Origin of the sequence: Pseudomonas sp. Irchel 3H3 (assembly GCF_900187635.1) — a bacterium.
Lineage (GTDB): Bacteria > Pseudomonadota > Gammaproteobacteria > Pseudomonadales > Pseudomonadaceae > Aquipseudomonas.
This window is the reverse complement of sequence record NZ_FYEC01000004.1, coordinates 267,911-293,906: the sequence shown is the minus strand read 5'-3', so window position 1 is coordinate 293,906 and position 25,996 is coordinate 267,911. Positions and strand designations below refer to the sequence as shown.

Annotated in this window: 24 protein-coding genes; 9 read left to right on the top strand and 15 right to left on the bottom strand. The window is 61.1% G+C overall.

Annotated features, from left to right (window positions below):
* Nucleotides 1–389: 389 nt before the first annotated feature.
* The 9 genes from msrQ to mrcB form a co-directional block, all read right to left on the bottom strand.
* A complete protein-coding gene (gene msrQ, locus CKW24_RS07575; protein WP_095166612.1) occupies nucleotides 390–1,010 on the bottom strand; it encodes a protein-methionine-sulfoxide reductase heme-binding subunit MsrQ in 621 nt (206 codons plus the stop codon).
* On the bottom strand, nucleotides 1,010–2,023 hold the full coding sequence (gene msrP, locus CKW24_RS07570) for a protein-methionine-sulfoxide reductase catalytic subunit MsrP (protein ID WP_095166610.1): 1,014 nt from the start codon (nucleotides 2,021–2,023) through the stop codon (nucleotides 1,010–1,012). Before msrP ends, msrQ begins: the two co-directional genes overlap by 1 nt.
* A gap of 63 nt (nucleotides 2,024–2,086) precedes the next feature.
* Nucleotides 2,087–2,944, bottom strand: a complete 858-nt coding sequence (pssA, locus tag CKW24_RS07565) for a CDP-diacylglycerol--serine O-phosphatidyltransferase (protein WP_095166608.1) — start codon at nucleotides 2,942–2,944, stop codon at nucleotides 2,087–2,089.
* A 145-nt stretch (nucleotides 2,945–3,089) separates the two neighbouring features.
* On the bottom strand, nucleotides 3,090–4,106 hold the full coding sequence (gene ilvC, locus CKW24_RS07560; RefSeq protein ID WP_007948647.1) for a ketol-acid reductoisomerase: 1,017 nt from the start codon (nucleotides 4,104–4,106) through the stop codon (nucleotides 3,090–3,092).
* Between the two features lie 48 nt (nucleotides 4,107–4,154).
* Nucleotides 4,155–4,646: an acetolactate synthase small subunit gene (gene ilvN / locus CKW24_RS07555; protein ID WP_003176102.1), complete on the bottom strand. Its 492-nt coding sequence runs from the start codon at nucleotides 4,644–4,646 to the stop codon at nucleotides 4,155–4,157.
* 2 nt (nucleotides 4,647–4,648) lie between these two features.
* Nucleotides 4,649–6,373 (bottom strand): acetolactate synthase 3 large subunit, encoded by a 1,725-nt coding sequence (locus CKW24_RS07550; RefSeq protein ID WP_095166633.1) that lies wholly within the window; start codon nucleotides 6,371–6,373, stop codon nucleotides 4,649–4,651.
* Between the two features lie 483 nt (nucleotides 6,374–6,856).
* Complete coding sequence (locus CKW24_RS07545; protein ID WP_095166606.1) at nucleotides 6,857–7,192, bottom strand: YqcC family protein; 336 nt, start codon at nucleotides 7,190–7,192, stop codon at nucleotides 6,857–6,859.
* Nucleotides 7,192–7,941 carry a hypothetical protein gene (locus tag CKW24_RS07540; RefSeq protein WP_095166604.1) on the bottom strand — a complete coding sequence of 250 codons (750 nt, stop codon included), beginning with the start codon at nucleotides 7,939–7,941 and terminating at the stop codon, nucleotides 7,192–7,194. Before CKW24_RS07540 ends, CKW24_RS07545 begins: the two co-directional genes overlap by 1 nt.
* Nucleotides 7,942–7,957: 16 nt before the next feature.
* Complete coding sequence (mrcB, locus tag CKW24_RS07535; RefSeq protein ID WP_095166602.1) at nucleotides 7,958–10,282, bottom strand: penicillin-binding protein 1B; 2,325 nt, start codon at nucleotides 10,280–10,282, stop codon at nucleotides 7,958–7,960.
* Between the two features lie 117 nt (nucleotides 10,283–10,399).
* Between mrcB and CKW24_RS07530 the strand changes: the two genes are divergently transcribed.
* The 3 genes from CKW24_RS07530 (at nucleotide 10,400) to CKW24_RS07520 (ending at nucleotide 12,891) form a co-directional block, all read left to right on the top strand.
* The gene (locus tag CKW24_RS07530) at nucleotides 10,400–11,956 is read left to right on the top strand and encodes a bifunctional aminoglycoside phosphotransferase/ATP-binding protein (protein WP_095166600.1); all 1,557 of its coding nucleotides are present in this window, start codon (nucleotides 10,400–10,402) and stop codon (nucleotides 11,954–11,956) included.
* A 93-nt stretch (nucleotides 11,957–12,049) separates the two neighbouring features.
* A complete protein-coding gene (locus CKW24_RS07525; protein WP_095166598.1) occupies nucleotides 12,050–12,394 on the top strand; it encodes a pentapeptide repeat-containing protein in 345 nt (114 codons plus the stop codon).
* Nucleotides 12,395–12,618: 224 nt separating this feature from the next.
* A complete protein-coding gene (locus CKW24_RS07520) occupies nucleotides 12,619–12,891 on the top strand; it encodes a TfoX/Sxy family protein (RefSeq protein WP_095166596.1) in 273 nt (90 codons plus the stop codon).
* A 261-nt stretch (nucleotides 12,892–13,152) separates the two neighbouring features.
* On the opposite strand, the gene CKW24_RS07515 is transcribed toward CKW24_RS07520, so the two are convergent.
* The 4 genes from CKW24_RS07515 to CKW24_RS07500 are packed head-to-tail and all read right to left on the bottom strand — an operon-like array spanning nucleotide 13,153 to nucleotide 16,702.
* Nucleotides 13,153–14,004: a ChaN family lipoprotein gene (locus CKW24_RS07515; RefSeq protein ID WP_095166594.1), complete on the bottom strand. Its 852-nt coding sequence runs from the start codon at nucleotides 14,002–14,004 to the stop codon at nucleotides 13,153–13,155.
* Between the two features lie 9 nt (nucleotides 14,005–14,013).
* Complete coding sequence (locus CKW24_RS07510; protein ID WP_095166591.1) at nucleotides 14,014–14,781, bottom strand: heme ABC transporter ATP-binding protein; 768 nt, start codon at nucleotides 14,779–14,781, stop codon at nucleotides 14,014–14,016.
* A complete protein-coding gene (locus tag CKW24_RS07505; protein ID WP_162530239.1) occupies nucleotides 14,781–15,764 on the bottom strand; it encodes an iron ABC transporter permease in 984 nt (327 codons plus the stop codon). Before CKW24_RS07505 ends, CKW24_RS07510 begins: the two co-directional genes overlap by 1 nt.
* Nucleotides 15,765–15,814: 50 nt before the next feature.
* Nucleotides 15,815–16,702: a hemin ABC transporter substrate-binding protein gene (locus CKW24_RS07500; protein WP_095166587.1), complete on the bottom strand. Its 888-nt coding sequence runs from the start codon at nucleotides 16,700–16,702 to the stop codon at nucleotides 15,815–15,817.
* A gap of 184 nt (nucleotides 16,703–16,886) precedes the next feature.
* On the opposite strand from CKW24_RS07500, the gene CKW24_RS07495 reads away from it, so the two are divergent.
* Nucleotides 16,887–17,204 carry a Rieske (2Fe-2S) protein gene (locus CKW24_RS07495; RefSeq protein ID WP_095166585.1) on the top strand — a complete coding sequence of 106 codons (318 nt, stop codon included), beginning with the start codon at nucleotides 16,887–16,889 and terminating at the stop codon, nucleotides 17,202–17,204.
* Here CKW24_RS07495 and sfsA read toward each other — a convergent pair.
* A complete protein-coding gene (sfsA, locus tag CKW24_RS07490; RefSeq protein WP_095166583.1) occupies nucleotides 17,201–17,914 on the bottom strand; it encodes a DNA/RNA nuclease SfsA in 714 nt (237 codons plus the stop codon). The two genes, CKW24_RS07495 and sfsA, sit on opposite strands and share 4 nt — an antisense overlap.
* Nucleotides 17,914–19,086: a pyridoxal phosphate-dependent aminotransferase gene (locus CKW24_RS07485; RefSeq protein ID WP_095166581.1), complete on the bottom strand. Its 1,173-nt coding sequence runs from the start codon at nucleotides 19,084–19,086 to the stop codon at nucleotides 17,914–17,916. Before CKW24_RS07485 ends, sfsA begins: the two co-directional genes overlap by 1 nt.
* A 333-nt stretch (nucleotides 19,087–19,419) precedes the next feature.
* On the opposite strand from CKW24_RS07485, the gene dksA reads away from it, so the two are divergent.
* The 5 genes from dksA (at nucleotide 19,420) to CKW24_RS07460 (ending at nucleotide 25,603) form a co-directional block, all read left to right on the top strand.
* Nucleotides 19,420–19,863: an RNA polymerase-binding protein DksA gene (gene dksA, locus CKW24_RS07480; protein ID WP_095166579.1), complete on the top strand. Its 444-nt coding sequence runs from the start codon at nucleotides 19,420–19,422 to the stop codon at nucleotides 19,861–19,863.
* Between the two features lie 192 nt (nucleotides 19,864–20,055).
* Nucleotides 20,056–20,952 (top strand): tRNA glutamyl-Q(34) synthetase GluQRS, encoded by an 897-nt coding sequence (gluQRS, locus tag CKW24_RS07475; RefSeq protein ID WP_095166577.1) that lies wholly within the window; start codon nucleotides 20,056–20,058, stop codon nucleotides 20,950–20,952.
* Between the two features lie 77 nt (nucleotides 20,953–21,029).
* Nucleotides 21,030–21,206 (top strand): hypothetical protein, encoded by a 177-nt coding sequence (locus CKW24_RS07470; RefSeq protein WP_003176118.1) that lies wholly within the window; start codon nucleotides 21,030–21,032, stop codon nucleotides 21,204–21,206.
* Entirely contained in the window at nucleotides 21,190–24,144 is a 2,955-nt protein-coding gene (locus CKW24_RS07465) for a sensor histidine kinase (RefSeq protein WP_162530212.1), read from the top strand. The genes CKW24_RS07470 and CKW24_RS07465 overlap by 17 nt, the downstream gene beginning before the upstream one ends.
* Before the next feature lie 22 nt (nucleotides 24,145–24,166).
* A complete protein-coding gene (locus CKW24_RS07460) occupies nucleotides 24,167–25,603 on the top strand; it encodes a sigma-54 dependent transcriptional regulator (RefSeq protein WP_095166573.1) in 1,437 nt (478 codons plus the stop codon).
* The last annotated feature ends 393 nt before the right edge of the window (nucleotides 25,604–25,996 follow it).

The window sequence follows — 25,996 nt, the reverse complement described above, 5'->3', positions numbered from 1 at the left end:
TTGACTATCAGTCTGACAGCACAAGCACCCACACGAATTGCTTGATTCAGTTGTTAAAGAGCGGTTGGTTAAGATCTTTCGTCTCAACCGAGGCGCGCATTCTACAGCAGCCTCACTTGCTGTCAAGTGGTATTTTTCAGAAGCTTTTGAAGATTTCCTCAACAACTTCAACCACTTGCGCTTCCGATCACTCGGTAGCGGGAGGCGAATTCTACAGCGTTACACGCTGCTGTCAACACCTCTTTTTCAACTCCTTTCGCGCTTCGATGAACTGAAGCAACCTGCTGCCGAAAGCTGCGTAACTCATTGTTTACCAAGGAGTTTTCCGTTTCGACTGCGCCGGAAGTGGGGCGAATTATAGACACCTGAGATCTGCCGTCAAGCGTTAATTAAGCTTTTGTTGCAGAAGGTGCCTTTTTACCCTTTAGACGCGGGATTCGCCGGGCAATGGCAGGCACACGCAAGACTAATAGCAGTGCACCTATAGAGGCATAGATCGCCCACTCTTTCAGGTCCGCACGAACTATCCATAACATGTGCAGCAAACCAAGCCCCAAAATCACGTAGACCAGGCGGTGCAACTTCCTCCAGCGCACACCCAATCGTCTCTGACTGTATCGATTGGACGTTGCCGCCAGCAGGAGCAACCCCACCAGGCCGAGACTGCCAACAATAATGTATGGCCGCTTGCTCAGCTCCACCCCCAACTGCGACCAGTCCAGGCCAAGGATAAATACCAGGTAGGCAGACAGATGCAGTACTGCATAGGCAAAACTCCACAACCCCAGTTGCCGCCTGACCGCAATCCAGCCCGCCCAACCGCTCAATTTCTGCAAAGGCGTCATGCTCAACGTAATCAAGAGCAGCGTCAGGGTTCCCAAACCCAAGCGATCGACCAGCACCTTGCCCGGGTCAGGCCCCAACGCCGAACTCCAGGCTTCATACAACCAGAGCAGCGGCCACACCGCCGCCGCTATGAAGACGGCACTGCGCCACAACACAAACCGCATCAGTAGTTCGTCCTCAAGTCCATGCCTGCATACAGGCCGGCTACTTCATCTGCGTAGCCATTGAACATCTGGGTGGCACGCACATTGGGCTTGAACAATCCGCTGGGCAAACGCCGCTCCCGCGCCTGGGTCCAGCGCGGATGATCGACAGTGGGGTTCACATTGGCGTAGAAGCCATACTCATCCGCGGCAATGCTCTGCCAGGTGGTTTTTGGCTGCTCGCTGACCAGACTGATGCGCACGATGGATTTGACACTTTTGAAGCCGTACTTCCACGGCACCACCAAGCGCAATGGCGCGCCGTTCTGGTTAGGCAATTCACGCCCGTACATCCCGACTGCCAGGATCGCCAGCGGATGCATCGCCTCATCCAGGCGCAGCCCTTCTATATAAGGCCAGTCGATCAGGGCAAAACCGGAGCGCTGGCCCGGCATGCTCTGAGGGTCCTGCAAGGTTTCGAAGCGAATGTACCGGGCCTTGGAAGTGGGCTCGACCTGCTTGAGCAATGCAGAAAGAGGAAAGCCGATCCAGGGGATCACCATCGACCAAGCCTCCACACACCGCAGTCGGTAGATGCGCTCCTCCAACTGATAGGGTTTCATCAGGTCTTCCAGGGCATAACGCCCCGGCTTCCCCACCTCCCCGTCTACCACCACGCTCCAGGGTTCGGTTTTCAAGGCGCCGGCATTGGCGGCCGGATCCCCCTTGTCGGTGCCGAACTCATAGAAGTTGTTGTAGTGGGTCGCATCCTTGAAGGGCGTGATCGACTCATCCTTGACGTTGACCGCCCCCCAACGAGTCGCCGGGAGTTTCTCGCTGAACCAGGCTGGCGCCTTGCCCGGCTCGACGTCCGGGTATCGCGCGACGTCATCGGCGCTGGCCCAGCGCGGCAGACTGCTGGCAGCCATTACGCTGACTGCACTGCCCAGCACGCTGCGGCGAGATATATAGAGGGATTCAGGCGTGACGTCCGACTCAGGGCAGTCGGACGATTTGGGGAATTTGAATAACATGACAACTCCGCAGCATTGGAGGACTGATGCACCAATAGACTGCGGAGTATGGGGGAAATTACCTCACTCGGCTTTTTTGTGCCGGCGAAGGTGTAACAAGTACTGCACCGGACCAGAGGCGGCATAGGCGAGGAACACCAGGAGCAGAATGCGCGGCGGATCGCTGAACACCACGGCAAACACCAGCACCACCGCCAGGATCGCCACAAAAGGCACACGCCCCTTCAGGTCCAGCTCCTTGAAGCTGTTGTACTTGATGTTGCTGACCATCAACATGCCGGCCGCAGCCACCATCAGCGCCACCAGGAAGGACATTTTCGAGCCCTGGATCCCGTAGTCACTGAAGGCCCAGACGATACCCGCCACCACACCCGCGGCAGCCGGGCTGGCCAGGCCGATGAAGTAACGCTTGTCCGCGGTCCCCACCTGGGTGTTGAAGCGCGCCAGACGCAAGGCCGCGCCCGCCACATAGATGAAGGCAACCATCCAGCCGACCTTGCCCATATCGCCCAGGGCCCAGCCGAAGGCCAGCAACGCCGGTGCAACACCAAAGGCAACCATGTCCGACAGCGAGTCGTACTCGGCGCCAAAGGCGCTCTGGGTATTGGTCATCCGCGCTACCCGGCCATCCAGGCCGTCGAGCACCATGGCGACAAAGATCGCGATTGCCGCGAAAGCAAAGTACTTGCTCGCGCCGGCAGCATCACCGGCACTCAAGGCGCTCTGCGCGCTCATCGAGTTAATGATGGAGTAGAACCCCGCGAACAGGTTCGCGGTGGTGAACAGATTCGGCAGAAGATAGATACCACGATGCCGGACTTTACGGCCTTCAGCATCATGCCCTTCTTCGATGTGTTCATCGATGGGCAGCAGGCTTTCGGCGTCAGAAGCCTGGTTTGGCTCTTCGGGACGTTCGCTCATGGACAGTACCTTGCAACGGTGTGGAAATTTTTGACAGGTGTCTGCGTCAACGGTTCGCAGCACAAACGATGCAGCTTTATACCAGAACCAGCCCGCCAAACGAAAAAACGCGGCCTAAGCCGCGTTTTTCGTACAGGGTCGTGACTTAGTTTTTGGCTTTGTCGACGATCTTGTTGGCACCGATCCACGGCATCATCGAACGCAGTTGCTCGCCGATGATTTCGATACCGTGTGCAGCGTTGTTACGACGCTTGGCGGTCATCGAAGGGTAGCCGGTTGCACCTTCGCTGATGAACATCTTGGCGTACTCGCCGTCCTGAATGCGTTTCAGGGCGTTGCGCATGGCCTGACGGGATTCGGCGTTGATGACTTCCGGGCCGGTCACGTACTCGCCGTACTCGGCGTTGTTGGAGATCGAGTAGTTCATGTTGGCGATACCGCCTTCGTACATGAGGTCAACGATCAGCTTCAGTTCGTGCAGGCACTCGAAGTAGGCCATTTCTGGCGCGTAGCCAGCTTCAACCAGGGTTTCGAAACCGGCTTTTACCAGCTCAACGGTACCGCCGCACAGAACGGCTTGTTCGCCGAACAGGTCGGTTTCGGTCTCGTCCTTGAAGGTGGTTTCGATGATGCCGGTACGACCACCGCCAACGCCAGCCGCGTAGGACAGTGCAACGTTTTTGGCATTGCCCGAAGCATCCTGGTAGATCGCGATCAGGTCAGGAATACCGCCGCCTTTGACGAACTCGGAACGCACGGTGTGGCCTGGAGCCTTCGGCGCGATCATGATCACGTCGAGGTCAGCGCGCGGCACAACCTGGTTGTAGTGGATCGCGAAGCCGTGGGAGAAGGCCAGGGTGGCGCCCTTCTTGATGTTCGGCTCGATTTCGTTCTTGTACAGGGCAGACTGGAACTCGTCCGGGGTCAGGATCATGACCAGGTCGGCAGCTGCAACAGCGGAAGCCACGTCAGTCACTTTCAGGCCGTGAGCTTCAGCCTTGGCAACGGTAGCCGAACCTTTACGCAGGCCAACGGTAACGTCAACGCCGGAATCTTTCAGGTTGCACGCTTGAGCGTGACCTTGGGAACCGTAACCGATGATGGCAACTTTCTTGCCCTGGATGATGGACAGGTCGCAGTCTTTTTCGTAATAAACTTTCATGAAATTCCCCTATATATCCAGGCCGTTCAGGCCATTCGCTAATTTGGTTTAGATGCTGAGTACTTTGTCGCCGCGGGCAATACCGGTTACGCCGCTACGGACGGTTTCCAGGATCGAAGCGGTGCCAATGGACTGGATGAAGCTGTCGAGCTTGTCGCTGGTACCGGTCAGTTGAACGGTATACACGCTGGCGCTGACATCTACGATCTGCCCACGATAAATATCCGTAGTGCGTTTGATCTCGGCGCGCTGGGCACCGGTAGCCTTGACCTTGACCAGCATCAGCTCGCGCTCGATGTGCGCGCTTTCCGACAGGTCGACCAGCTTGACCACTTCGATCAGCTTGTTCAGGTTCTTGGTGATCTGCTCGATGACTTCATCGTGCCCTACGGTGGTCAGCGTCAGACGCGACAGGGTCGGGTCTTCGGTAGGTGCCACGGTCAGGCTTTCGATGTTGTAGTTACGCTGCGAGAACAGCCCGACTACACGCGACAGAGCGCCCGGTTCGTTTTCCAGTAGCAAGGAAATAATGTGCCGCATGATTAAGTACGCTCCGTCTTGCTCAGCCACATATCGCGCATGGAGCCGTCTTTGATCTGCATCGGGTAGACGTGCTCGCTGGTGTCGACCGAAATATCGATCACGACCAGGCGATCCTTCATGGCAAACGCTTCTTCCATCTTCGACTTGAGGTCTTTCGAGTCGGTGATGCGCACGCCGACGTGACCATAGGCCTCGGCCAGCTTGACGAAGTCAGGCAGCGACTCCATGTAGGAGTGCGAATGACGGCTGCCATAGCTCATGTCTTGCCACTGGCGAACCATGCCCAGCACACCGTTGTTGAGGATCACGATCTTGACCGGCAAGCCGTACTGCAGGCAGGTGGACAGCTCCTGGATGTTCATCTGGATGCTGCCTTCGCCTGTGACGCAGGCAACATCGACATCCGGGAAGCTCAACTTGATACCCATGGCCGCTGGGAAACCGAAGCCCATGGTGCCCAGGCCGCCGGAGTTGATCCAGCGGTTTGGCTTGTTGAACTTGTAGTACTGCGCCGCGAACATCTGGTGTTGACCCACGTCGGAGGTCACAAAGGCATCGCCCTTGGTCACTTCGCACAGGGTCTCGATCACGGTCTGCGGCTTGATGACGCTGCCATCGCCCTTGTCGTAAGGGAACAGGCCACGATCACCGCGCCACTCGTCCACTTGCTTCCACCAACTGGCAACGGACTCCTTGTTCGGGGTCTCGCCGATTTCCTTGAGGATCGCGACCATTTCGTTCAGGACGCTTTCCACCGGGCCCACGATTGGCACGTCGGCCTTGATGGTCTTGGAGATCGAAGCCGGGTCGATATCGATGTGGATGATCTTGGCATTCGGGCAGAATTTCGCCGGGCCGTTGATCACTCGGTCATCGAAACGCGCGCCGACCGCCAGGATCACGTCAGCATGGTGCATGGCCAGGTTGGCGGTGTAGCTGCCGTGCATGCCGAGCATGCCAATGAACTGACGGTCGGTGCCAGGGTAGGCACCCAGGCCCATCAGGGTATTGGTTACGGGCAGGTTGAGCATCTGGGCCAGTTCGGTCAGCGGCGCGGAGCCGCCACCGAGGATCACGCCGCCACCTGCGTACAACACAGGACGCTTGGCCGCCAGGAGCATTTCTGCCGCCTTGCGGATTTGCCCGGAGTGACCACGAACAGCCGGGCTGTAGGAACGCAGCTTGGCTTTTTTCGGGAAGACGTATTCGAACTTCTCGGCCGGGTTGGTCATGTCTTTCGGAATATCGACAACCACCGGACCAGGACGACCGGATTGCGCCAGGTAGAACGCCTTCTTCATGACTTCCGGGATTTCCGAAGCGTGCTTGATCATGAAGCTGTGCTTCACGATCGGCCGGGAGATACCGATCATGTCGGTTTCCTGGAACGCGTCGGTGCCGACCATGGTGCTAGGCACCTGACCGGAAATGATCACCATTGGAATCGAGTCCATATAGGCGGTGGCAATCCCGGTGATGGCGTTTGTGGCGCCTGGACCGGAAGTCACCAATACCACGCCGGCTTTACCGGTGGCACGGGCATAGCCGTCAGCCATATGGGTAGCCGCTTGTTCGTGGCGAACCAGGATGTGAGTCACTTCCGGTTCTTTGAACAGGGCATCGTATACATGAAGGAGAGCACCACCCGGGTACCCGTAGATATATTTGACGCCTTCGTCACGCAAAAAGCGGACGAGCATCTCACCGCCAGATAAAAGCTCCACGTTGTTCACCTCTAAAACGCCAGAATACCGCCCACATAAGGGGACGGGTCTTAATAGGTTTACTTCTCAGCAGAGCATGAGCGACGGTGGTCGCCGACTACGTCAGCACTGACTGAGCAAGTATTGGGAGCGTCCCAAGTGTTGCGGGACTTTCCCACCCAGCGCGAGGTAACGCGTTGCGGGTGTAACAGGTCGGCGCGGATGTGCGCCTCATGATCTGCTGAGCGGGCCTGCTTCTGGCAGTCCCTCTACAGCGGACTTTGGATTCTTCTGTTTCGCCCTCTGCAAGTCAAGCCGTCAATGTGCTTAATTCGAACTAAGCGCATGAGAACGCAAGAAAAAACCGCCAAACCCCAGGTCGGATTATTTCAATTGCGCAGTTTTGGCAGGAAAATGGCATACGAACGCACCGGTCGCGGCGCACAGAGGGGATTTTCTGGGGGATTGAACGTCACCGCCAGCAGGACGCTGGCAGTGAGCACATCAACGGGAGGCGCTGATCAGTTGGTCGAACTCTTTGAGCAGAACCTGCAATTGACGATCCCGGCCCTGGACATCGCGGGCGGCGAAGACCATTTCGGCCATCTCCTGAATCCCCGAGGCGTTGGGCAAGGGCAGATCCTGTTCGAGGATCAGCTTCATACGTGGCAGGAAGATCCATTGCAGCCACTGCTCGAAGTCCAGGGTGTCGACCGAAAACGGCTCGACGCTGGACAGCGCCTGCGCAGAAGGCGAAACCTCGTCCCACCAGCCCTGGACCCGCAATTCGCGCTCGATCAGCAACAGTTGCTCGGCAATTTTCGGAAAACGTTGATCCATCACAGCGTAACCTTGGCCTTCTGCCGCGCCTGGGCCGCACCGGCGGCATCGCCCTGCTGCTCACGCGCCTGGGCGATCAACCCCCACAGGCTAGCCTGCAAGTCAGGACGGCCATTGGCCAGGGTCAAACCACGACGGGCGAACTGCTCCGCCTGGGGCGCATCGCCTTGGGCCATGCGCACTTGCGCCAGGCGATAGAGCACTTGCGGCTCACGCGGGGCTACCCGCTGGGCCCGCTCAAGGCTCGAAGACGCGCCATTGAGGTCACCACCCGCCTGTTGCTGCTGGGCCGTGGTGAGCAAGGCCAGCACCGGACCGTCCAACTGCTCGTCAGCCGACAGGCCACCGGCCGCGCTGCTGGCAGAAGGCACGCCGCTCGGCGTCGGCGGCAGGCTGTAGCTGGTGCTCGGTACGAGCGGGCCACTGTCGACCGGCCCCGGAGTAATCGGCCCGGAACTGATCGGCCCTGGGGTGATCGGCTGGGTGCTGATCGGCGTCGAGGTCGTGGCGCCGCCCCCTGGCACCATCACCACCACACCGGTATCACCCTGTGGGATGGCCTGGACCTGGCCCTGTGTCGGGCGGGTCACGGTGGTCTTGCGAAAGCCGCCGTTGGCAGAGAGCCGCTCGCTGTTGGACACCGCAGTGCCCGAATCGACCACCGGAATCGAGCCGCGCTGCACGGTCGAGCAGCCACTGAGCAAAGTCAGAGCCGTCAGCGTCACCGCTGGAATAAACCACTTGTTCACTTGAAACCCTCTCTGCTTAATTCATCCAGCCCTTGACCCAGTCCATCACCGATTCGCCTGAGGCGGGGTCTGTGCCACCGCAGGCGGCGCCGGGAGGCGGTTCGCTGCCGCGAATATACGGCATCTGCACCGCGCCCGGGCAACTGGCATCCGAGCCCTGCCCGGTCCGCGAATCGACCCAGGCCTGCACGATGTTGTCCGGCTGTGGCATGTCCAGCGGCAGCGGGTCGGCCTTGCGCATGAAACTGCTCCAGACCTGCAGCGCACCGGTGGCCCCGGTGAACGGCGTCTTGCCGTTGTCATCGCGACCCAGCCACACCACCGCCAGCAGATCCTGGCTGAAACCTGCGAACCAGCTATCGCGCGAATCGTTACTGGTACCGGTCTTGCCTGCCAGGGTCAACGTCTTGGGCAGCACGTTATAAACCGAACTGCCGGTACCCTCGCGCATCACCCGCTGCATGGCGCTCTGGATCAGATAAATGGACGCAGGATCAAAGCGCTGCTGGATCTGGAATGGATAACGCTTGAGCGGCTCGCCCTCGGCCGTCAGCACGCTGCGAATCCCGCGCATCGGCGTATTAAAACCACCGTTGGCCAGGGTCTGGTACATGGTTGCCACTTCGATCGGCGTCAGGGCACCCGCCCCCAACAACATCGACGGGAAGGCCGGGAACTCACGCGTGACGCCGAGGCGGCCGAGGGTCTTCAGGACATTCGGCACCCCGACTTCCAGACCCAGGCGTGCGGTCGAGAGGTTGTAGGAATGCGCCAGTCCCTGATACAGGAAGACCGTGCCGTGGGACCGACGATCATAGTTCTGCGGTTTCCAGACCTGGCCATCGGCGCCTTTTACCGAGAACGAATCGTCGGACAGCCAACTGGTCAGGGTGTACTTGCTCGGCTTCTCCAGCGCCGTCAGATACACCGCTGGCTTGATCAGCGAACCGATCGGGCGCACCGCATCCAGCGCCCGGTTGAACCCGGCAAAGCCGGCCTGGCGACTGCCAATCATGGCCTGTACTTCCCCGGTTTCCGGGTTGGTTACCACCATTGCCGCCTCGACCTCGTCCGCACCTTTGCGTCCGGAAAGACGCTTGAAGGTGTCGTTGACCGAAGCTTCCGCTTTCATCTGCAGGATCGGGTCGAAGCTGGTGAAAATCCGCAAGCCTTCTTCCGTCAGGTCTTCGTCGCGGTAGTCTTCGCGCAGTTGACGCTTGACCAGGTCGATAAAGCCCGGGAACGAACTGTCGGCCAGCTTGCCGCGGGTGGTCACACCCAGTGGCAGTTTTTTCGCGGCTGCCACCTGCTCGGCCGTGGCCACGCCCTGTTGCTCGAGGACATCCAGCACCAGGTTACGCCGCTCAAGCGCCCGCTCGGGGTTGCGCCGCGGGTTGTAGTAGGACGGCCCCTTGACCATGCCCACCAGCATGGCCACTTGATGCAGTTTCAGCTCGGACAACGGCTGGCCGAAGAAGAACTGACTCGCCAGGCCAAACCCGTGCACCGCGCGCTGCCCATCCTGACCGACGAACACCTCATTGAGGTACGCCTCAAGAATTTCGCGCTTGTCGTAATGCAACTCAAGCAACATCGCCATCATCGCTTCGGTCAGCTTGCGGCTCAGGCTGCGCTCGTTGGTCAGGTAGAAGTTCTTGACCAATTGCTGGGTCAGCGTGCTGCCGCCCTGGGTCATTTTGCCGCCAGAGGTGTTGACCCAGACGGCCCGGGCAATCGATTTGGGCGACACACCCCAGTGGCTGTAGAAATCCCGGTCCTCGACCGCGACCAGGGTTTCCAGCAAGTAGGGCGGGACCTGATCGAGCTTGATCAGAATCCGATCTTCGAGATTTTTCGGGTAGATCCCGCCGATCAGCAACGGCTCCAGCCGCACCACGGACAGCTTCGACCCGTTCAGCGCGGACAGCTCGGCCACGTAGTCGCCGGAGAAGCGCACACGCACCGGCTGGGCCTTCTCCATGCCTTCATAGAACTGGAAACCACGGGTATTCAGGTCCACGGTATTGCCACTGACTGCCGCCGCACCCGGGCCATTGGCCACGCTTTCGCGGCGATAGCCCAGGGCATCGAGTTCCGTGAGGAAATCTTGCTTGCTGAGCTTTTGTCCGACGAACAGCTCCAGCGGACGGGCGTAAACCTTGGCTGGAATGGTCCAGCGCTTGCCGGAGAACTTCTCCTGGACCACGGCATCAAGGTAAACAGCAAAGCCTGCCAGCACCACGAGGCCGACCAGACTGAACTTCAGGGCCCAGCCCAGCCAAGGGCTCAGGCCTTTGGAGGGACGTTTTTTAGCAGTGCGGGGGGATCGGGTACGAGTCATGGCGGCGGATTATACGCACTTTATTCCTGATCAACATGAGCCCCGCGAGGTTTGCGTTGGCCCCGCTTGCGGCCATAATGGCGCCCTTGAATTTTTCCAGACTCTGAAGGATCGCCCGTGAGCCAATCCCTGATCGCTGCCCTGCAAAACCCGGCCCTCTACCCGCATCCGGTAGACGGATTCCAGGTCATCGAGACGCACATCTCCTGGGTGCTGCTCACCGGCCCCTACGCCTATAAAGTGAAAAAACCGGTGAACTTCGGCTTCCTCGACTTCACCACGCTCGACGCTCGCGAGCACTTCTGCGCCGAGGAACTGCGCCTCAACCAGCGCCTGACCAACGACCTGTACCTGGAAGTCTTGCCGATCACCGGCAGCGCTGAAGCCCCCCAACTGGGCGGCAGCGGTCCGGTACTGGACTACGCGCTGAAAATGCGCCAGTTCCCGCAAAGCCAACTGCTCAGCACTCTGCAGGCCAACGGCGAGCTGACCACCGCGCACATCGACGCGATGGCCCAACAGATTGCCCGCTTCCACCTCGAAGCGCCGCGCGTTCCGGCCGACCACGAAGCCGGCACACCGGACAGCGTCATGGCCCCGGTACAGCAGAACTTCGAGCAGATTCGTCCGTTCCTCAACGACAAGGCCGACCTGCTGCAACTCGAAGCCCTGCAAGCCTGGGCGCAAAGCAGCTTCGAGCGCCTCAAGCCGCTGCTGGCCCAACGCAAGGTCGAGGGTTTCATCCGCGAATGCCACGGTGATATCCACCTGGGCAACGCCACCGTGATCGACGGCAACGTGGTGATTTTCGACTGCATCGAATTCAACGAGCCGTTCCGCTTCACCGACGTCTATGCCGATACCGGTTTCCTCGCGATGGACCTGGAAGACCGCGGCCTGAAAAGCCTCGCTCGCCGCTTCATGAGCCAGTACCTGGAGCTGACCGGCGATTACCAGGGCCTGGAGCTGCTGAACTTCTACAAAGCCTACCGCGCCCTGGTGCGCGCCAAGGTCAGCCTGTTCAGCATGCCTGCCGATGCGACCCCCGTGCAGCGGGCCACTACCCTGCGCCAGTACCGCAACTACGCCAACCTGGCGGAAAGCTACAGCACCATCCCATCGCGCTTCCTGGCCATCACCCACGGCGTCTCGGCAGTCGGCAAAAGCCGCGTGGCCATGCGCCTGGTTGAAGCGCTGGGCGCCATCCGCCTACGTTCCGATGTCGAGCGCAAGCGCCTGTTCGGCGAGCAACAGGTACCCAACGATCCACAAGCCGGCATCTACGGCGCCGACGCCAGCGCCGCCACCTATGCACGCCTGCACGAGATTGCCGACGTGATCCTGCGTGCCGGCTTCCCAGTGGTGCTCGACGCCACGTACCTCAAGCGCGAGCAGCGCGATGGCGCGGCGCACGTTGCCGAGGCCACTGGCGCACCCTTCCTGATTCTTGACTGCAACGCGCCCCAAGCCGTGATCGAGAGCTGGCTGGCCCAGCGCCAGGCCGACAAAAACGATCCATCCGACGCCAACCTGGCCGTTATCGCCGCTCAACAAGCCAATCGCGAAGCCCTGACGCCTGCAGAGATTCTCTGCAGCAAACGGGTGCAGACCAACGAAAGCGGGACCCTGGACACCGTCGTCGCCCAGATCCGCCAGCGCCTGCCAGGCCTGTAAACACGCGAGGTAACCGGCGTGAGGTCGTGATGACCTCACGCCGGTTACGTAGTGGCACTATACTGGCGTCATAAATCCAACACGGTGACGCCCATGAGCCAGCCCACACTGCTCGATACCCCGCTCTACGCCCTGCTGCATAAAGACGACATCCACGGCTTCAATCGCGAACGCCCACAGAACGGCACCATCGACATGGTGGGCGGTGATTTTCGCGGCCTCGATCTGCGCGAACTGAACGCTGCAGGCATTGATTTCAGCGATGCCTACTTCCGCTCCGCCGACCTGCGCGGCATTGATTTTCGCCAGGCCTCCCTGGAAGGCGCGAGCCTGGCCCATGCGCAAATTTCCGGCGCCTACTTCCCGCCCGAACTTTCGGCCGACGAAATCCTTATGTCGATGAACTTCGGTACCCGCCTGCGTTACCGCACCCGCTAATCCGACTCACACCCACTGAGCCTCTGGCGCCGCCACGGGGCCGGACTTGGTGCGTCGTTTTCACGACACCCGCCCCCGTCGCAACGCCTCTCGCAGAGCCATCTGGCACATGGCCTTAGAAGCTTTTGCGTTCAAACCGACCAAAGAACTACGCTTTTCCTACTGACCGCTACACTCCTCAAAGGTCCGCCCAACGCACTCTTCGCCCATCGCAAGGAGGCTTGATGAATGACGAACTGCAACACCTGAAGAATCTTGGCAAGACGTCGGCGCAATGGCTGCATGCCGTAGGCATTCACAGTGCTTCGGATTTGCGCCGGCTGGGGGCGGTGGATGCTTACAGGGCGGTACGCACCCGCGGGTTCCGCGCATCGAAGGTGCTGCTGTACGCGATCGAGGGGGCACTGCTGGACATGCACTGGAACGATATTCCCGCCGAACGCAAAGACGCCCTCAACAAACAACTGGAAGCCATCTCGTCCCGACAAAAGAATTGAGCCCGTTCGACAGCGGGCAACCCCAGGGTTTAAAGGGGTTTCAAACAAGCGTTTAGAGAAATGAAAAAGAATTCGAGAATCATCCGTTGACTTAGAAATGAGAATCGTTATGATTATCACAACTGGTCGCGAGATCAGCTGATCTTCTGGAAGACCATTGGTTCGGACTCTCAGATTATCTCCTCATCAGGCTAATCACGGTTATTTGACCCGGCTCTTGCCGGGTCTTTTTTTGCCTGTCGATTACCCACCGTCAGTCGCTCACTGGCGCATTGAGGCGCAATAATCCTGCACCGGCCGGACGGCCGTGTACCAGGCGTAATCCGCCGAGGCCGTTGCCACTGGCTGACCTTTCTCCGCCAGCATCAACACCACCGCTGGCGGGCGCGCGTCGAGATCTGCCATGCGCACCGGCACCCCGAGATCCAGGCGAGCGTGATAACCACCGGCCAATAGCATGGCGGGCGTCGGTGCAATCATCAGGCGCTCGACCATTCGCCGATCGCGGTGTTGCTGCACGGCCAGCATCGCCGGCATCTGGCTCTCGGGTAGCAGGCCGCAATGGGATAACGCAATTTGCGCCAGCAACGACGCCCTGACCGAGGCCGCATTCGAGCGCCCACCGCTCAGGGCTGGTGCCTCTTTGTAGAGACGCCGCACCTCAGGCCCATCGAGATTGGCTGCCAGCAAGGGATAAGGCTGGGCCAAGGCATAACGCACAATCGGGCCATACAGACTCCAGTCCCAACCCGGCTGCCAGGCCAGCGCGGCCGGCAGATCAGCCGGCCATTGCCCCGGACTGCGTGCGCGCAGTTGATCGACCGCGGCCTGTTGCCCGGGGGTGAGCATTTCCAGCAACAGACTGCCTTGCACCCGGCGCTGGGCCAACGCGTGCAACAGCCATAGTTGGACCTGGTGGTGATCAGGGTTGTCATGCTGCTCGCCGACGATCACCCGGGGCGCTGCGGCCAAACGCTCGACCAGCGCCTGGGCCGTCAGTGTCTGCCCGCTGCGCAGATCGACAATCTCGCCAGCAGGCTGACCTACGCCTGTCGGCACCCCGCTCTGGCAGGCCGCCAGCAGCAGGCACAACAGAATCAGGATTCGACCCATGAGCTCACCTCAACGGGCAATGATCAGCGGATGCCCACGCTCCGGGTGCGGCTGCACCAACACCTCCAGGCCGAACACCGCCTGCAGGGACTCGGGGCGCAGTACCTGTTGCGGGGTGTCCAAGGCGTGGGGGCGACCGTTTTCCAGGAGCAGAATGCGGTCACAGTAGCGCGCGGCCAGATTGAGGTCATGCAGGATCACCAGCACCGCCGCACCGCGATCGGCAAACTGGCGCACGGCCTGCAACGTCGTGTGTTGATGCAAGGGGTCGAGCATCGAGGTTGGCTCATCGAGCAGCAAGGTCTGCCCTGCTTCACCCGGCCATAGCTGCGCCAGCACCCGCGCCAGGTGCACCCGCTGGCGCTCACCACCCGAGAGTGCGGTGTAGCTGCGCCCGCTCAAGTGGGCAACGTCAGCTGCTTGCAAGGCCGCGGCGACAATTTCGTCATCTCGCTGGCGGCCGGTCTGATGCGGCAAGCGGCCCATGCCGACCACCTCCTCGACGCGGAAGGCGAAATCCAGGGTCGAACTCTGCGGCAGCACGGCCAGGCGCTGCGCGCGCTGGGCGCCGTCCCACTCACTCAATGGGCGCTGGTCCAGCCAGACGTGGCCATGATCGGCACGCAGTTCCCCGCACAGGGCTGCCAGCAAGGTGCTTTTGCCAGCACCGTTGGGGCCCAGCACACCAAGCACCTCGCCTGGGTTGAGCGCAAGGTCGATGTCCGCCAGGACGATGTTGCCGCCTCGACGGATCTGCAGGTTTTCCACGCGCAGCATCAGGCACGACCTCGCAACAACAGAAACAGAAAGAACGGTGCACCAATGAACGCGGTGACGATGCCGATTGGTAATTCCGCCGGTGCCAGCGCCAGGCGCGCCACCAGGTCGGCCAGCAATAACAGGCTGGCGCCCGCCAGGATCGAGGCCGGCAGCAACACCCGGTGATCGGGTCCGGCCAGCAACCGCACCAGGTGCGGCACCACCAGGCCGACAAAGCCGATCATCCCCGCCGCCGCGACAGCCGCACCCACCCCTAGCGCAGTGCAGAACACCAGTTCGCGCTTGAGCCGCTCGACATTGATCCCCAGATGACTGGCCTCGGACTCGCCAAGCAGCAGCGCATTCAATGCCTTGGCCCGGCGCGGCAACCATAGCGCCACCACCACCGTCACCAGCAGCAAGGGCCAGAGCCGCGCGTAGCTGGCGCCATTGAGACTGCCCAGGTTCCAGAACGTCAGGGTGCGCAAGGTCGCATCGTCGGCCAGATAAGTGAACAAGCCCACCGCCGACCCCGCCAACGCCGTCAGGGCGATGCCCGCCAGCAACATGGTCGCGACGTTGGTCTGGCCGTTGCGCCGGCCCAGACGATAAACCAGCGCCGTCACCCCCAGGCCGCCGAGGAAGGCACAGATCGACAACAAGTACGGACCGATCGCCTCCGGCATTCCGCCAAACAACGAACCACCGACAATCGCGATCGCCGCGCCGAGGGCCGCGCCACTGGAAACCCCCACCAGACCCGGGTCCGCCAGCGGGTTGCGGAACAGCCCCTGCATCGCCACCCCAGACAGGGCTAGGACGCCACCCACCGCCAGCCCGAGCAAGGTACGCGGCAAACGGATCTGCCCGAGTATCAGCTCGGCCTGCTCCAGACCATCACCCGCAATCGGCAACCCGAGCATACGCAGGGCCGCCCGCAAGGTGTCCAGCAACGGCAAGCTGACGGGGCCCAGGGCCAGGGACAGCCAGGTCGCCAGCACACACAGCAGACCCAGGCCAATGAACAACGAACGCGGTTTTACCAGAGTACTCATTGGGCGGCAGTGGCCTTGGCGGACTCAGCCGGATAGAACCCGGCAGACAGCTTGACCAGGCTTTGCGGCAAACGCGGTCCCAGGCCGCCGACCAACAGCGTCGGGTCGAGCTCCAGGACGCGACCGGCCTTGGCCGCCGGCGTCGAGGCGAGGATCGGGTTCTGCTTGAACAACGCTTCACGTGCGGCATCGCCGGTCAATGCCCGGTCCGAGAACACCAGGACATCCGGCGTTAGCCCCGCCAGGGACTCCACCGAAAACGGCTTATAGCCACTGTGGGTCGCCAGGTTATGCCCGCCGGCCTGTTGCAGTAGCCAATCGGCCGCGGTGTCTTTACCCGCAATCAACGGCTTGCCCCCGGCGTGGCCCAGCAACAGCAGCACACCCGGTGCCTTGGCGCTGGACTGGGCCTGGCTGACCCAGGCCTGCTGCTGCGCAATTTGCTGTTGATAACCGTCGAACAGTGCCGTGGCCTGCGCCTCGCTGCCCAGCAAGCGCCCCAGATGCTGCAAATTGTTCTGCAGGGTGGGCAAGTCCGGCTGAGCCGAGAACAGCTCGACCTGGACCCCGGCACTGCGAATCTGCGACAACACCGGCGGCGGGCCCATTTCTTCGGTGCCGATCAGGATCTGCGGACGCAGGCTCAAAATGCCTTCCGCCGACAGTTGGCGTTGATAACCGATACTCGGCAAGCTCTTGAGTGACTCCGGGTGCTGGCTGGTGGTGTCCACTCCCACCAGCTTGGCCTGCGCGCCCAAGGCACTGACCCACTCCGACAGCGCGCCCCCGGCACTGACCCAGCGTTGCGGCAATTCGGCCGCTGCGGCCCCATGGGTAACCAGAAGTCCGACACAGAGCGCGATAGCGCTGGTACTCAGGCGCATAACAGGGTTTCCTTTCAGGAGTTTTCCCGCACAATCCCAGGCGCTATAGCTAACGCACCTTCGCGGGCGAAGCCGGCATTTGATAATTGTTAGCATTTGCGCGTCAAGCACGGACATATTTGCTAACCAGCGCACGCAGCACATAACCGCCGCAGGCCAGGGTCTTCGGCACCTGAGGATAGTCATGAAGTTTCTTTGTACCAGCGCCGAACTGGTCGATGCCAGCAGCCGTGGCTTCGAGATTGCCGGGCAAAAGATCTTTGCCGTGCGCCGCAAAGGCCGGGTCTACGCTTACCAGAACCGTTGCCCGCACCGTGGCGTCGGCCTGGAATGGCAGCCGGACCAATTCCTCGACCCCAGCGCCAGCCTGATCCAGTGCGCCACCCATGGCGCACTGTTCCTGATCGAGAGCGGTGAATGTGTGGCTGGGCCTTGCGCCGGCCAATCACTCAAGGCCCTGCAGTGCCGCGAAGACGCCCAAGGCATCTGGGTCCAAGGCTAAACGCCGAGCAGCACCTGAAGACGCCGATCGACCCTGATTTCCTCGGCGCTCAGGCTCACGCCGTAGGCCAACACTTCAACCCCGGACGCTTTGGCCTGCGCCAGGGCGGCGGCGTAGCCCGGATCGATCTCCACCGCCGGGCGCACTGCCTCGATACCGGTCAGGTTCACGCAATACAACTGCACAGCGCGAACCCCGTCCCGGGCCAGGCACGCCAGCTCGCGCAAATGCTTGGCACCGCGCTGAGTCACCGCATCGGGAAAAGCCGCGACCGCCGAGCCGTCGAACCCCAGGGTGACACTTTTGACTTCGACGAAGGCCGGTCCGTGGGGGTAATCGAGGCGGAAATCGATCCGGCTGTTCTCCTGCCCGTACGGCACTTCCCGCTTGAGCCCGGTAAAGCCGGCCAGCTCGCTGATCAGCCCGGCGCGCAGCGCTTCCTCGATCAACGGGTTGGCCCGCGCCGTGTTGACACACGCCAGGCGTCCTTGCGGGGTTTCGCTGATTTCCCAGGTGCCGGGTAATTTGCGCTTGGGGTCGTTGGAGCGGCTGAACCAGACCTGCCCGCCTTCGACCATGCAATTGAACATCGAGCCGGTGTTAGGGCAGTGAATGGTGAGCATCTCGCCGCTAACAGTTTCGATATCGGCGAGAAAACGCTTGTATCGTCGGATCAGCCGACCTTCTTCCAGAGGGGGATCGAAGCGCATCAGCCTTGCCAGCTCCGCAAGCCACGGGCAATTCGCTCCACCGCTTCCTGCAACCGCGGCAGGCTCTGGGTGTAGGCAAACCGCACGTGATGCCCGGCCTGGTGCCGGCCGAAGTCCAGCCCCGGGGTAAAGGCGATGTGTTCGGTTTCCAGGAAATGCCGACAGAACGCAAAGGCATCGCCACCAAAGGCGCTGATGTCCGCATACAGATAGAACGCGCCTTCGGGCTCTACCGCAATGCCAAAGCCCAGCTCACGCAACGCCGGCAGGAGGAAATCGCGGCGCCGGCCGAATTCGGCGCGGCGCTCTTCCAGAATGCTCAAGGTTTGCGGCTCGAAACAGGCCAATGCCGCGTACTGGGCCATGCTCGGTGCGCTGATATAGAGGTTCTGCGCGAGCTTCTCCAACTCGCTGACCGCCCCTTGCGGCGCCACTAGCCAGCCCAGGCGCCAGCCGGTCATGCCGAAATATTTGGAAAAACTATTCAGGACAAAGGCACTGTCATCTACTTCCAGCACGCTGGCGGCATCGGTGCCGTAGGTCAGGCCATGGTAGATCTCGTCCACCACCAGGTGGCCGTTGCGCCCCTTGATCGCCGTCGACAGCCCAGCCAGTTCGTCGCGGGTCAGAATGGTCCCGGTCGGGTTGGCCGGAGATGCCACCAGTGCGCCGACGCTGTCCTGGTCCCAATAGCGCTGCACCAGGTCCGGAGTCAGTTGGTAACGCACCTCCGGCCCTACCGGCACCAGTTGCGCCGCACCCTCCACCAACCGCAGGAAGTGGCGGTTGCACGGGTAACCGGGGTCGGCCAGCAACCAGTGCTTGCCTGGGTCCACCAGCAAGGCACTGGCGAGCAACAGCGCGCCGGAGCCACCTGGGGTGATCAGGATGCGTTGCGGATCGATGTTCAAGCCGTAGCGTTGCTCGTAGAAGCCGCTGATGGCTTCACGCAGTTCAGGTATGCCGCGCGCCGCGGTGTATCGGGTTTTCCCCGCCGTCAGCGCTGCCTGGCCAGCCTGGATGATCGGTTCGGCAGTGGTGAAGTCCGGTTCGCCGATTTCCAGGTGAATGACGTCGTGCCCGGCTGCTTGCAGCTCGTTGGCGCGCGCCAGCAGGGCCATGACGTGGAAAGGTTCGATAGCGCGGCTGCGCGCACTGTAGGGCTGAGCCATTAGCCTTCCTTCAACGGGGTAAAAGAAACGATTCTACCCAAGGCCAGGAACGAGCGAGAAGCTAATGCGGTCACAAGACCAAGGTTCATGTGTCATAGAGCCCATACGCAAGGCGCAGGATTGACTAAAATCAATATTTGATCAGGTCTCCAGAGCCGCCAGACCAGGCTTTGCAACCCTTTGCAAGCCTTATGGGCCGCAGCCTCGACATGAGGGAGTAGCGCGGCCTGATTTGATCTGGTAAGTTCGCCCGCTTGCAGCCGCAGGGCCGGCAGGTGTCGGTGATGGAGCAATCCTGCGCAATGGATTACAAGAGTAGAGGCGGTCCATTTCATGCCCACCCAAGCAAAGCAACAGGCAAATCAGTCGATCAGCGGCTTCGAACCCTACGTTGAGTCCAAGGGCGAGGAGTACATGGGCAAGCCCATGCGCGCTCACTTCACCAAGATCCTGAACAAGTGGAAACAGGACTTGATGCAGGAAGTCGACCGTACGGTTGACCACATGAAAGACGAAGCGGCCAACTTCCCTGACCCGGCCGACCGTGCCAGCCAGGAAGAAGAATTCAGCCTCGAACTGCGCGCCCGCGACCGCGAGCGCAAGCTGATCAAGAAAATCGACAAGACCCTGCAACTGATCGAAGACGAAGAATACGGTTGGTGCGAGTCGTGCGGCGTCGAAATCGGCATTCGCCGTCTGGAAGCACGTCCTACCGCCGACATGTGCGTCGACTGCAAGACCCTTGCGGAAATCAAGGAAAAGCAGGTCGGCAAGTAATCTCGACCTGAACGAAAAACGGAGCGTGCGAACGCTCCGTTTTTGTTTCTGCCTTTTGCCTTTTGTAGGAGTGAGCCTGCTCGCGATAGCGGTGGGTCGGTCAATATCGGTGTTGAATGTCACACCGCTATCGCGAGCAGGCTCACTCCTACAGGTTGACCTGCGTATAGCCTGAAAAGTAGCTTCGTCTCCATGACTGCCAAAACACCCCCCGACTACATCGGGCGCTTCGCCCCCACGCCCAGTGGCCACCTGCACTTCGGTTCCCTGGTCGCCGCGCTGGCCTCCTACCTCGACGCCCGCTCGGTCGGTGGGCGCTGGCTGCTGCGCATGGAAGACCTTGACCCGCCCCGGGAAGAACCCGGCGCCCAGGTGGCGATTCTCAAGGCCCTGGAAAGTTACGGTTTCGAGTGGGACGGGGAAATGGTCCGACAGAGCGACCGGCACGAGGCCTACGTCGAGGTGCTCAACCGCCTGTTCAATCACGGCCTGGCCTACGCCTGCACCTGCTCGCGCAAACAGCTGGAGCCCTATCACGGCATCTACCCGGGCCTGTGCCGCAACGCCGGCCACCCGAGTGAAAACGCGGCGATCCGCCTGCGTGTGCCAGAGCTGGAATACCATTTTAATGACCGTGTGCAAGGCGAATACCGCCAGCACCTGGGTCGCGAGGTCGGCGATTTTGTGATACGTCGCCGCGACGGGCTCTACGCCTATCAATTGGCCGTGGTGCTCGACGATGCCTGGCAAGGCATCACCGACATCGTGCGCGGTGCCGACCTGCTCGACTCCACCCCGCGCCAGCTGTACCTGCAGGAACTGCTCGGCTTGCGCCAACCGCGCTACCTGCACCTGCCCCTGATTACCCAACCCGATGGCAACAAGCTGGGCAAATCCTACCGTTCGCCTCCGCTGCGCGCAGACCAGGCCACGCCCTTGCTGCTGCGCGCATTGCGAGCCCTGGGGCAAACGCCGCCTGCCGACCTGGACGATGCGACGCCGGCCGAAGTGCTCAAGTGGGGCAGCATCCACTGGGACGCGACGCGGATCCCGCGTACGCCGAGCCTGCCCGAAGCGTTATTACGCTGACTAAGCTTGCAGGTTGGCGCCCATCCGTTACCATCGCCGCACGTTTTCGGGCACGCACACAATAAAGAGAGGCCGGGATGTACATCTATCGCTTGGTCCTGCTGCTGGTAGTGGGGATCTATCTGTTCTCCCCCGCCATCATGGACTGGTGGATCGACGCCACTGGCGCCTGGTATCGCCCGTATCTGCTGTGGCTGATCCTGATCGTCGTGACCTTCATCCTGCAGAGCCAAAAAGATGCCGATGAGCTTTAGCCTGACCCAGATGATCCTGATCAGCGCCGCCTACCTGGCGGTGCTGTTCGGCGTTGCCTGGATCAGCGAACGTGGAATGATCCCACGGGCGATCATTCGCCACCCGCTGACCTACACCCTGTCGCTTGGGGTCTATGCCAGCGCCTGGGCGTTCTACGGCACGGTCGGCCTGGCCTATCAGTACGGCTATGGTTTCCTGTCCAGTTACCTGGGAGTGTCCGGCGCGTTCCTGCTGGCACCGGTGCTGCTGTACCCGATCCTGAAGATCACCCGCACCTATCAGTTGTCGTCCCTGGCCGACCTGTTTGCCTTTCGCTTTCGCAGTACCTGGGCTGGCGCGCTGACCACCATATTCATGCTGATCGGCGTGTTGCCGTTATTGGCCCTGCAGATCCAGGCCGTGGCCGACTCCATCGGCATCCTCACTCGCGAGCCGGTGCAGCATCGCGTGGCGTTGAGCTTCTGCGCGCTGATCACCCTGTTCACGATTTTCTTTGGCTCGCGACACATTGCCACCCGGGAGAAACACGAGGGCCTGGTGTTCGCCATTGCCTTCGAGTCAGTGATCAAGCTGATCGCCATTGGTGGCGTCGGCCTGTACGCGCTGTACGGTGTGTTCGACGGTCCGCAACAGCTTGAGTTGTGGCTACTGCAGAACCAGACCGCCCTCGCCGCCCTGCACACGCCACTGCAAGAAGGTCCATGGCGCACGCTGTTGCTGGTGTTCTTCGCCTCGGCGATCGTGATGCCGCACATGTACCACATGACCTTCACCGAAAACCTCAACCCGCGCTCCCTGGTCAGTGCCAGCTGGGGCCTGCCGCTGTTCCTGCTGTTGATGAGCCTGGCCGTGCCACTGATTCTCTGGGCCGGGCTGAAACTGGGCGCCACCACCAACCCGGAATACTTCACCCTCGGGATCGGCATCGCCGCCAACAGCAAGGCCCTGGCCCTGCTGGCCTATGTCGGCGGGCTCTCCGCTGCCAGCGGCCTGATCATCGTCACCACCCTGGCGCTGTCCGGGATGGCCTTGAACCACCTGGTGCTGCCGCTGTACCAGCCGCCCGCCGAAGGCAACATCTACCGCTGGCTGAAATGGACCCGCCGCGCGCTGATCGTCGCGATCATCATGGCCGGTTATGGCTTCTACCTGCTGCTGGGCGCCGAGCAGGACCTGGCCAACCTGGGCATCGTGGCCTTTGTCGCCACCTTGCAGTTCCTGCCGGGCGTGTTGTCGGTGCTGTACTGGCCGACCGCCAACCGACGCGGCTTCATCGCCGGGTTGCTGGCAGGCATCCTGGTCTGGCTGGTGACCATGCTGCTGCCGTTGGTGGGCAATCTGCAGGGGTTCTATATCCCGCTGCTGAACATGATCTACGTGCTCGACGACACCAGTTGGCACATGGCGGCCATCGCCTCGCTGGCGGCCAACGTGCTGATGTTCACCCTGATCTCGCTATTCACCAATGCCAGCACCGAGGAAGCCAGCGCTGCAGAAGCCTGCGCCGTGGACAACGTGCGACGCCCGCAACGACGCGAGCTGCATGCCGCCTCCCCCCAGGAATTCGCCACCCAACTGGCCAAGCCACTGGGTGCCAAGGCCGCGCAAAAGGAAGTCGAGCAAGCCCTGCGCGATCTGTACCTGCCGTTCGATGAACGGCGGCCCTATGCCCTGCGCCGCCTGCGCGACCGCATCGAAGCCAACCTCTCCGGCCTGATGGGCCCCAGCGTGGCGCAAGACATGGTCGAGACCTTCCTGCCCTACAAGGCCGGCGGCGAAAACTATGTCACCGAAGACATTCACTTCATCGAAAGCCGGCTCGAGGACTATCACTCGCGCCTCACCGGCCTTGCCGCCGAACTCGACGCCCTGCGCCGCTACCACCGCCAGACCCTGCAAGAATTGCCGATGGGCGTCTGTTCGCTGGCCAAGGACCAGGAAATCCTCATGTGGAACAAAGCCATGGAAGAGCTGACGGGCATTGCCGCGCAGCGCGTGGTGGGTTCACGCCTGAGCACCCTGGGCGAGCCGTGGAAGGAACTGCTGCAAGGTTTCATCAACCTGCCCGACGAACACTTGCACAAACAGCACCTGGCCCTCGACGGCCAGACCCGCTGGCTGAACCTGCACAAGGCGGCCATCGACGAACCGCTGGCGCCGGGTAACAGTGGCCTGGTGTTGCTGGTCGAGGACCTGACCGAAACCCAGATGCTCGAAGACAAACTGGTGCACTCCGAACGCCTGGCGAGCATCGGTCGCCTGGCGGCCGGCGTGGCCCACGAAATTGGCAACCCGATCACCGGCATCGCCTGCCTGGCGCAGAACCTGCGCGAAGAGCGGGAAGAAGATGGCGAACTGACCGAAATCAGCGGACAGATTCTCGAGCAGACCAAGCGGGTGTCACGCATCGTGCAGTCGCTGATGAGCTTTGCCCACGCCGGCAGCCACCAGCACAATGACGAGCCGGTGTGCCTGGCCGAGGTGGCGCAGGATGCCATTGGTCTGCTGGCGCTGAACCGACGCAACTTCGAAGTGCAGTTCTTCAACCTGTGCGATCCCGAGCATTGGGTCGTGGGTGACCCACAGAGGCTCGCCCAGGTCCTGATCAACCTGCTGTCCAACGCCCGCGATGCAACACCGGCCGGCAGTGCGGTGCGGGTAAAAAGCGAAGCCAGCGAACACACGGTCGACCTGATCGTGGAAGACGAAGGCAGTGGCATCCCGGCGAACATCAAGGACCGCTTGTTCGAACCCTTCTTTACCACCAAGGATCCTGGCGAAGGCACCGGTCTGGGCCTTGCACTGGTCTATTCCATCGTTGAAGAGCATTATGGACAAATCACCATCGACAGCCCGGCTGACATCCAAAGCCAACGCGGCACCCGTATCCGGGTGACCTTACCGCGTCATGTCGAAGCGACGTCCGCTGTGAACTGAGACCGTCGAGAGAATCGAATCAATGCCGCACATTTTGATCGTCGAAGACGAAACCATTATCCGCTCCGCCTTGCGCCGCCTGCTGGAACGTAACCAGTACCAGGTCAGCGAAGCCGGTTCAGTGCAGGAAGCACAAGAACGCTTCAGCATTCCCACGTTCGACCTGATTGTCAGCGACCTGCGCCTGCCCGGCGCTCCGGGGACTGAACTGATCAAGCTCGGCCAGGGCACGCCGGTGCTGATCATGACCAGCTACGCCAGCCTGCGCTCGGCGGTGGACTCGATGAAGATGGGCGCGGTGGACTACATCGCCAAGCCTTTCGACCACGACGAAATGCTCCAGGCCGTCGCACGCATCCTGCGTGACCGACAGACGGCACAGAGCACCGCCAATGAGCGACCGGCCGGCAAGGTCGCCAATGGCAGCGACAAGCCAGGGCTCGACAACAGCAACGGCGAGATCGGCATCATCGGCTCCTGCCCACCGATGCAGGACCTCTACAGCAAGATCCGCAAAGTCGCGCCAACCGATTCCAATGTGCTGATCCAGGGTGAGTCCGGGACCGGCAAGGAGCTGGTGGCCCGCGCCCTGCACAACCTGTCCAAGCGTGCCAAGGCGCCGATGATCTCGGTGAACTGCGCGGCCATTCCGGAAAGCCTGATCGAGTCCGAACTGTTCGGCCACGAGAAAGGCGCCTTTACCGGTGCCAGCGCCGGACGTGCCGGCCTGGTGGAAGCGGCGGACGGCGGGACCCTGTTCCTCGACGAGATCGGCGAACTGCCACTGGAAGCCCAGGCGCGCCTGCTGCGCGTATTGCAGGAAGGCGAGATCCGCCGTGTCGGCTCGGTGCAGTCGCAAAAAGTCGACGTGCGCCTGATTGCGGCCACTCACCGCGACCTCAAGAGCCTGGCGAAAATCGGCCAGTTCCGTGAAGACCTGTTTTACCGCCTCCACGTGATCGCCCTGAAACTGCCGGCATTGCGCGAACGCGGTGCAGACGTCAACGAAATCGCCAATGCCTTCCTTGCACGCCAGAGTGCGCGGGTCAATCGTACCGACCTGAAGTTCGCCCCTGACGCCGAGCAGGCGATTCGTCATTACAGCTGGCCGGGCAACGTGCGCGAACTGGAAAACGCCGTCGAGCGTGCCGTGATCCTGTGCGAGAGCCCGGAAATCTCTGCCGAGCTGCTGGGCATCGACATCGAGCTCAGTGACCTGGAAGAAGACGAATTCATTGGCCTGGCACCGCATCAGGGCAGCACCAGCAACGCCAGCCACGAGCCGACCGAAGACCTGTCCCTGGAAGACTACTTCCAGCACTTCGTCCTCGAACACCAGGACCACATGACGGAAACCGAACTGGCCCGCAAGCTGGGGGTCAGCCGTAAATGCCTGTGGGAACGCCGCCAACGCCTGGGTATCCCGCGGCGCAAGACCGGGGTAACCAGCGAGGGCTGAACGTTACCTGTCGACTGTGCAGGTAACAGCTGAAAATGTGAAAAAACTGTTACCGCAGCTTTTTTCGTAACAAAAGCCGGGGCTTAAGGTAACGAAGCCCCGGTTTTTTTTCGCCTCGAATAAAGCCCTCTGCCTGGCTAACCCCTTGTTTTACTGGGGATCGCAAAAGTTGGCACGGCTTCTGCTATATGTTTGGTACAAGAACAATAACAAGCAATGCACAAGACAATAAAAATAAGACGAATCGACTCACGCACAATAAAAACAAGACGGCGAGAGGCGTAGCTAACTGATTCTTTTGGAGAGGCGTTGTATTTGGGGCTTGCCCCACAACCAGGCCGAGAACAACAAAAACTGCCCTAAGGCAGAGCCTGAACTGGTTGGATCGATAGA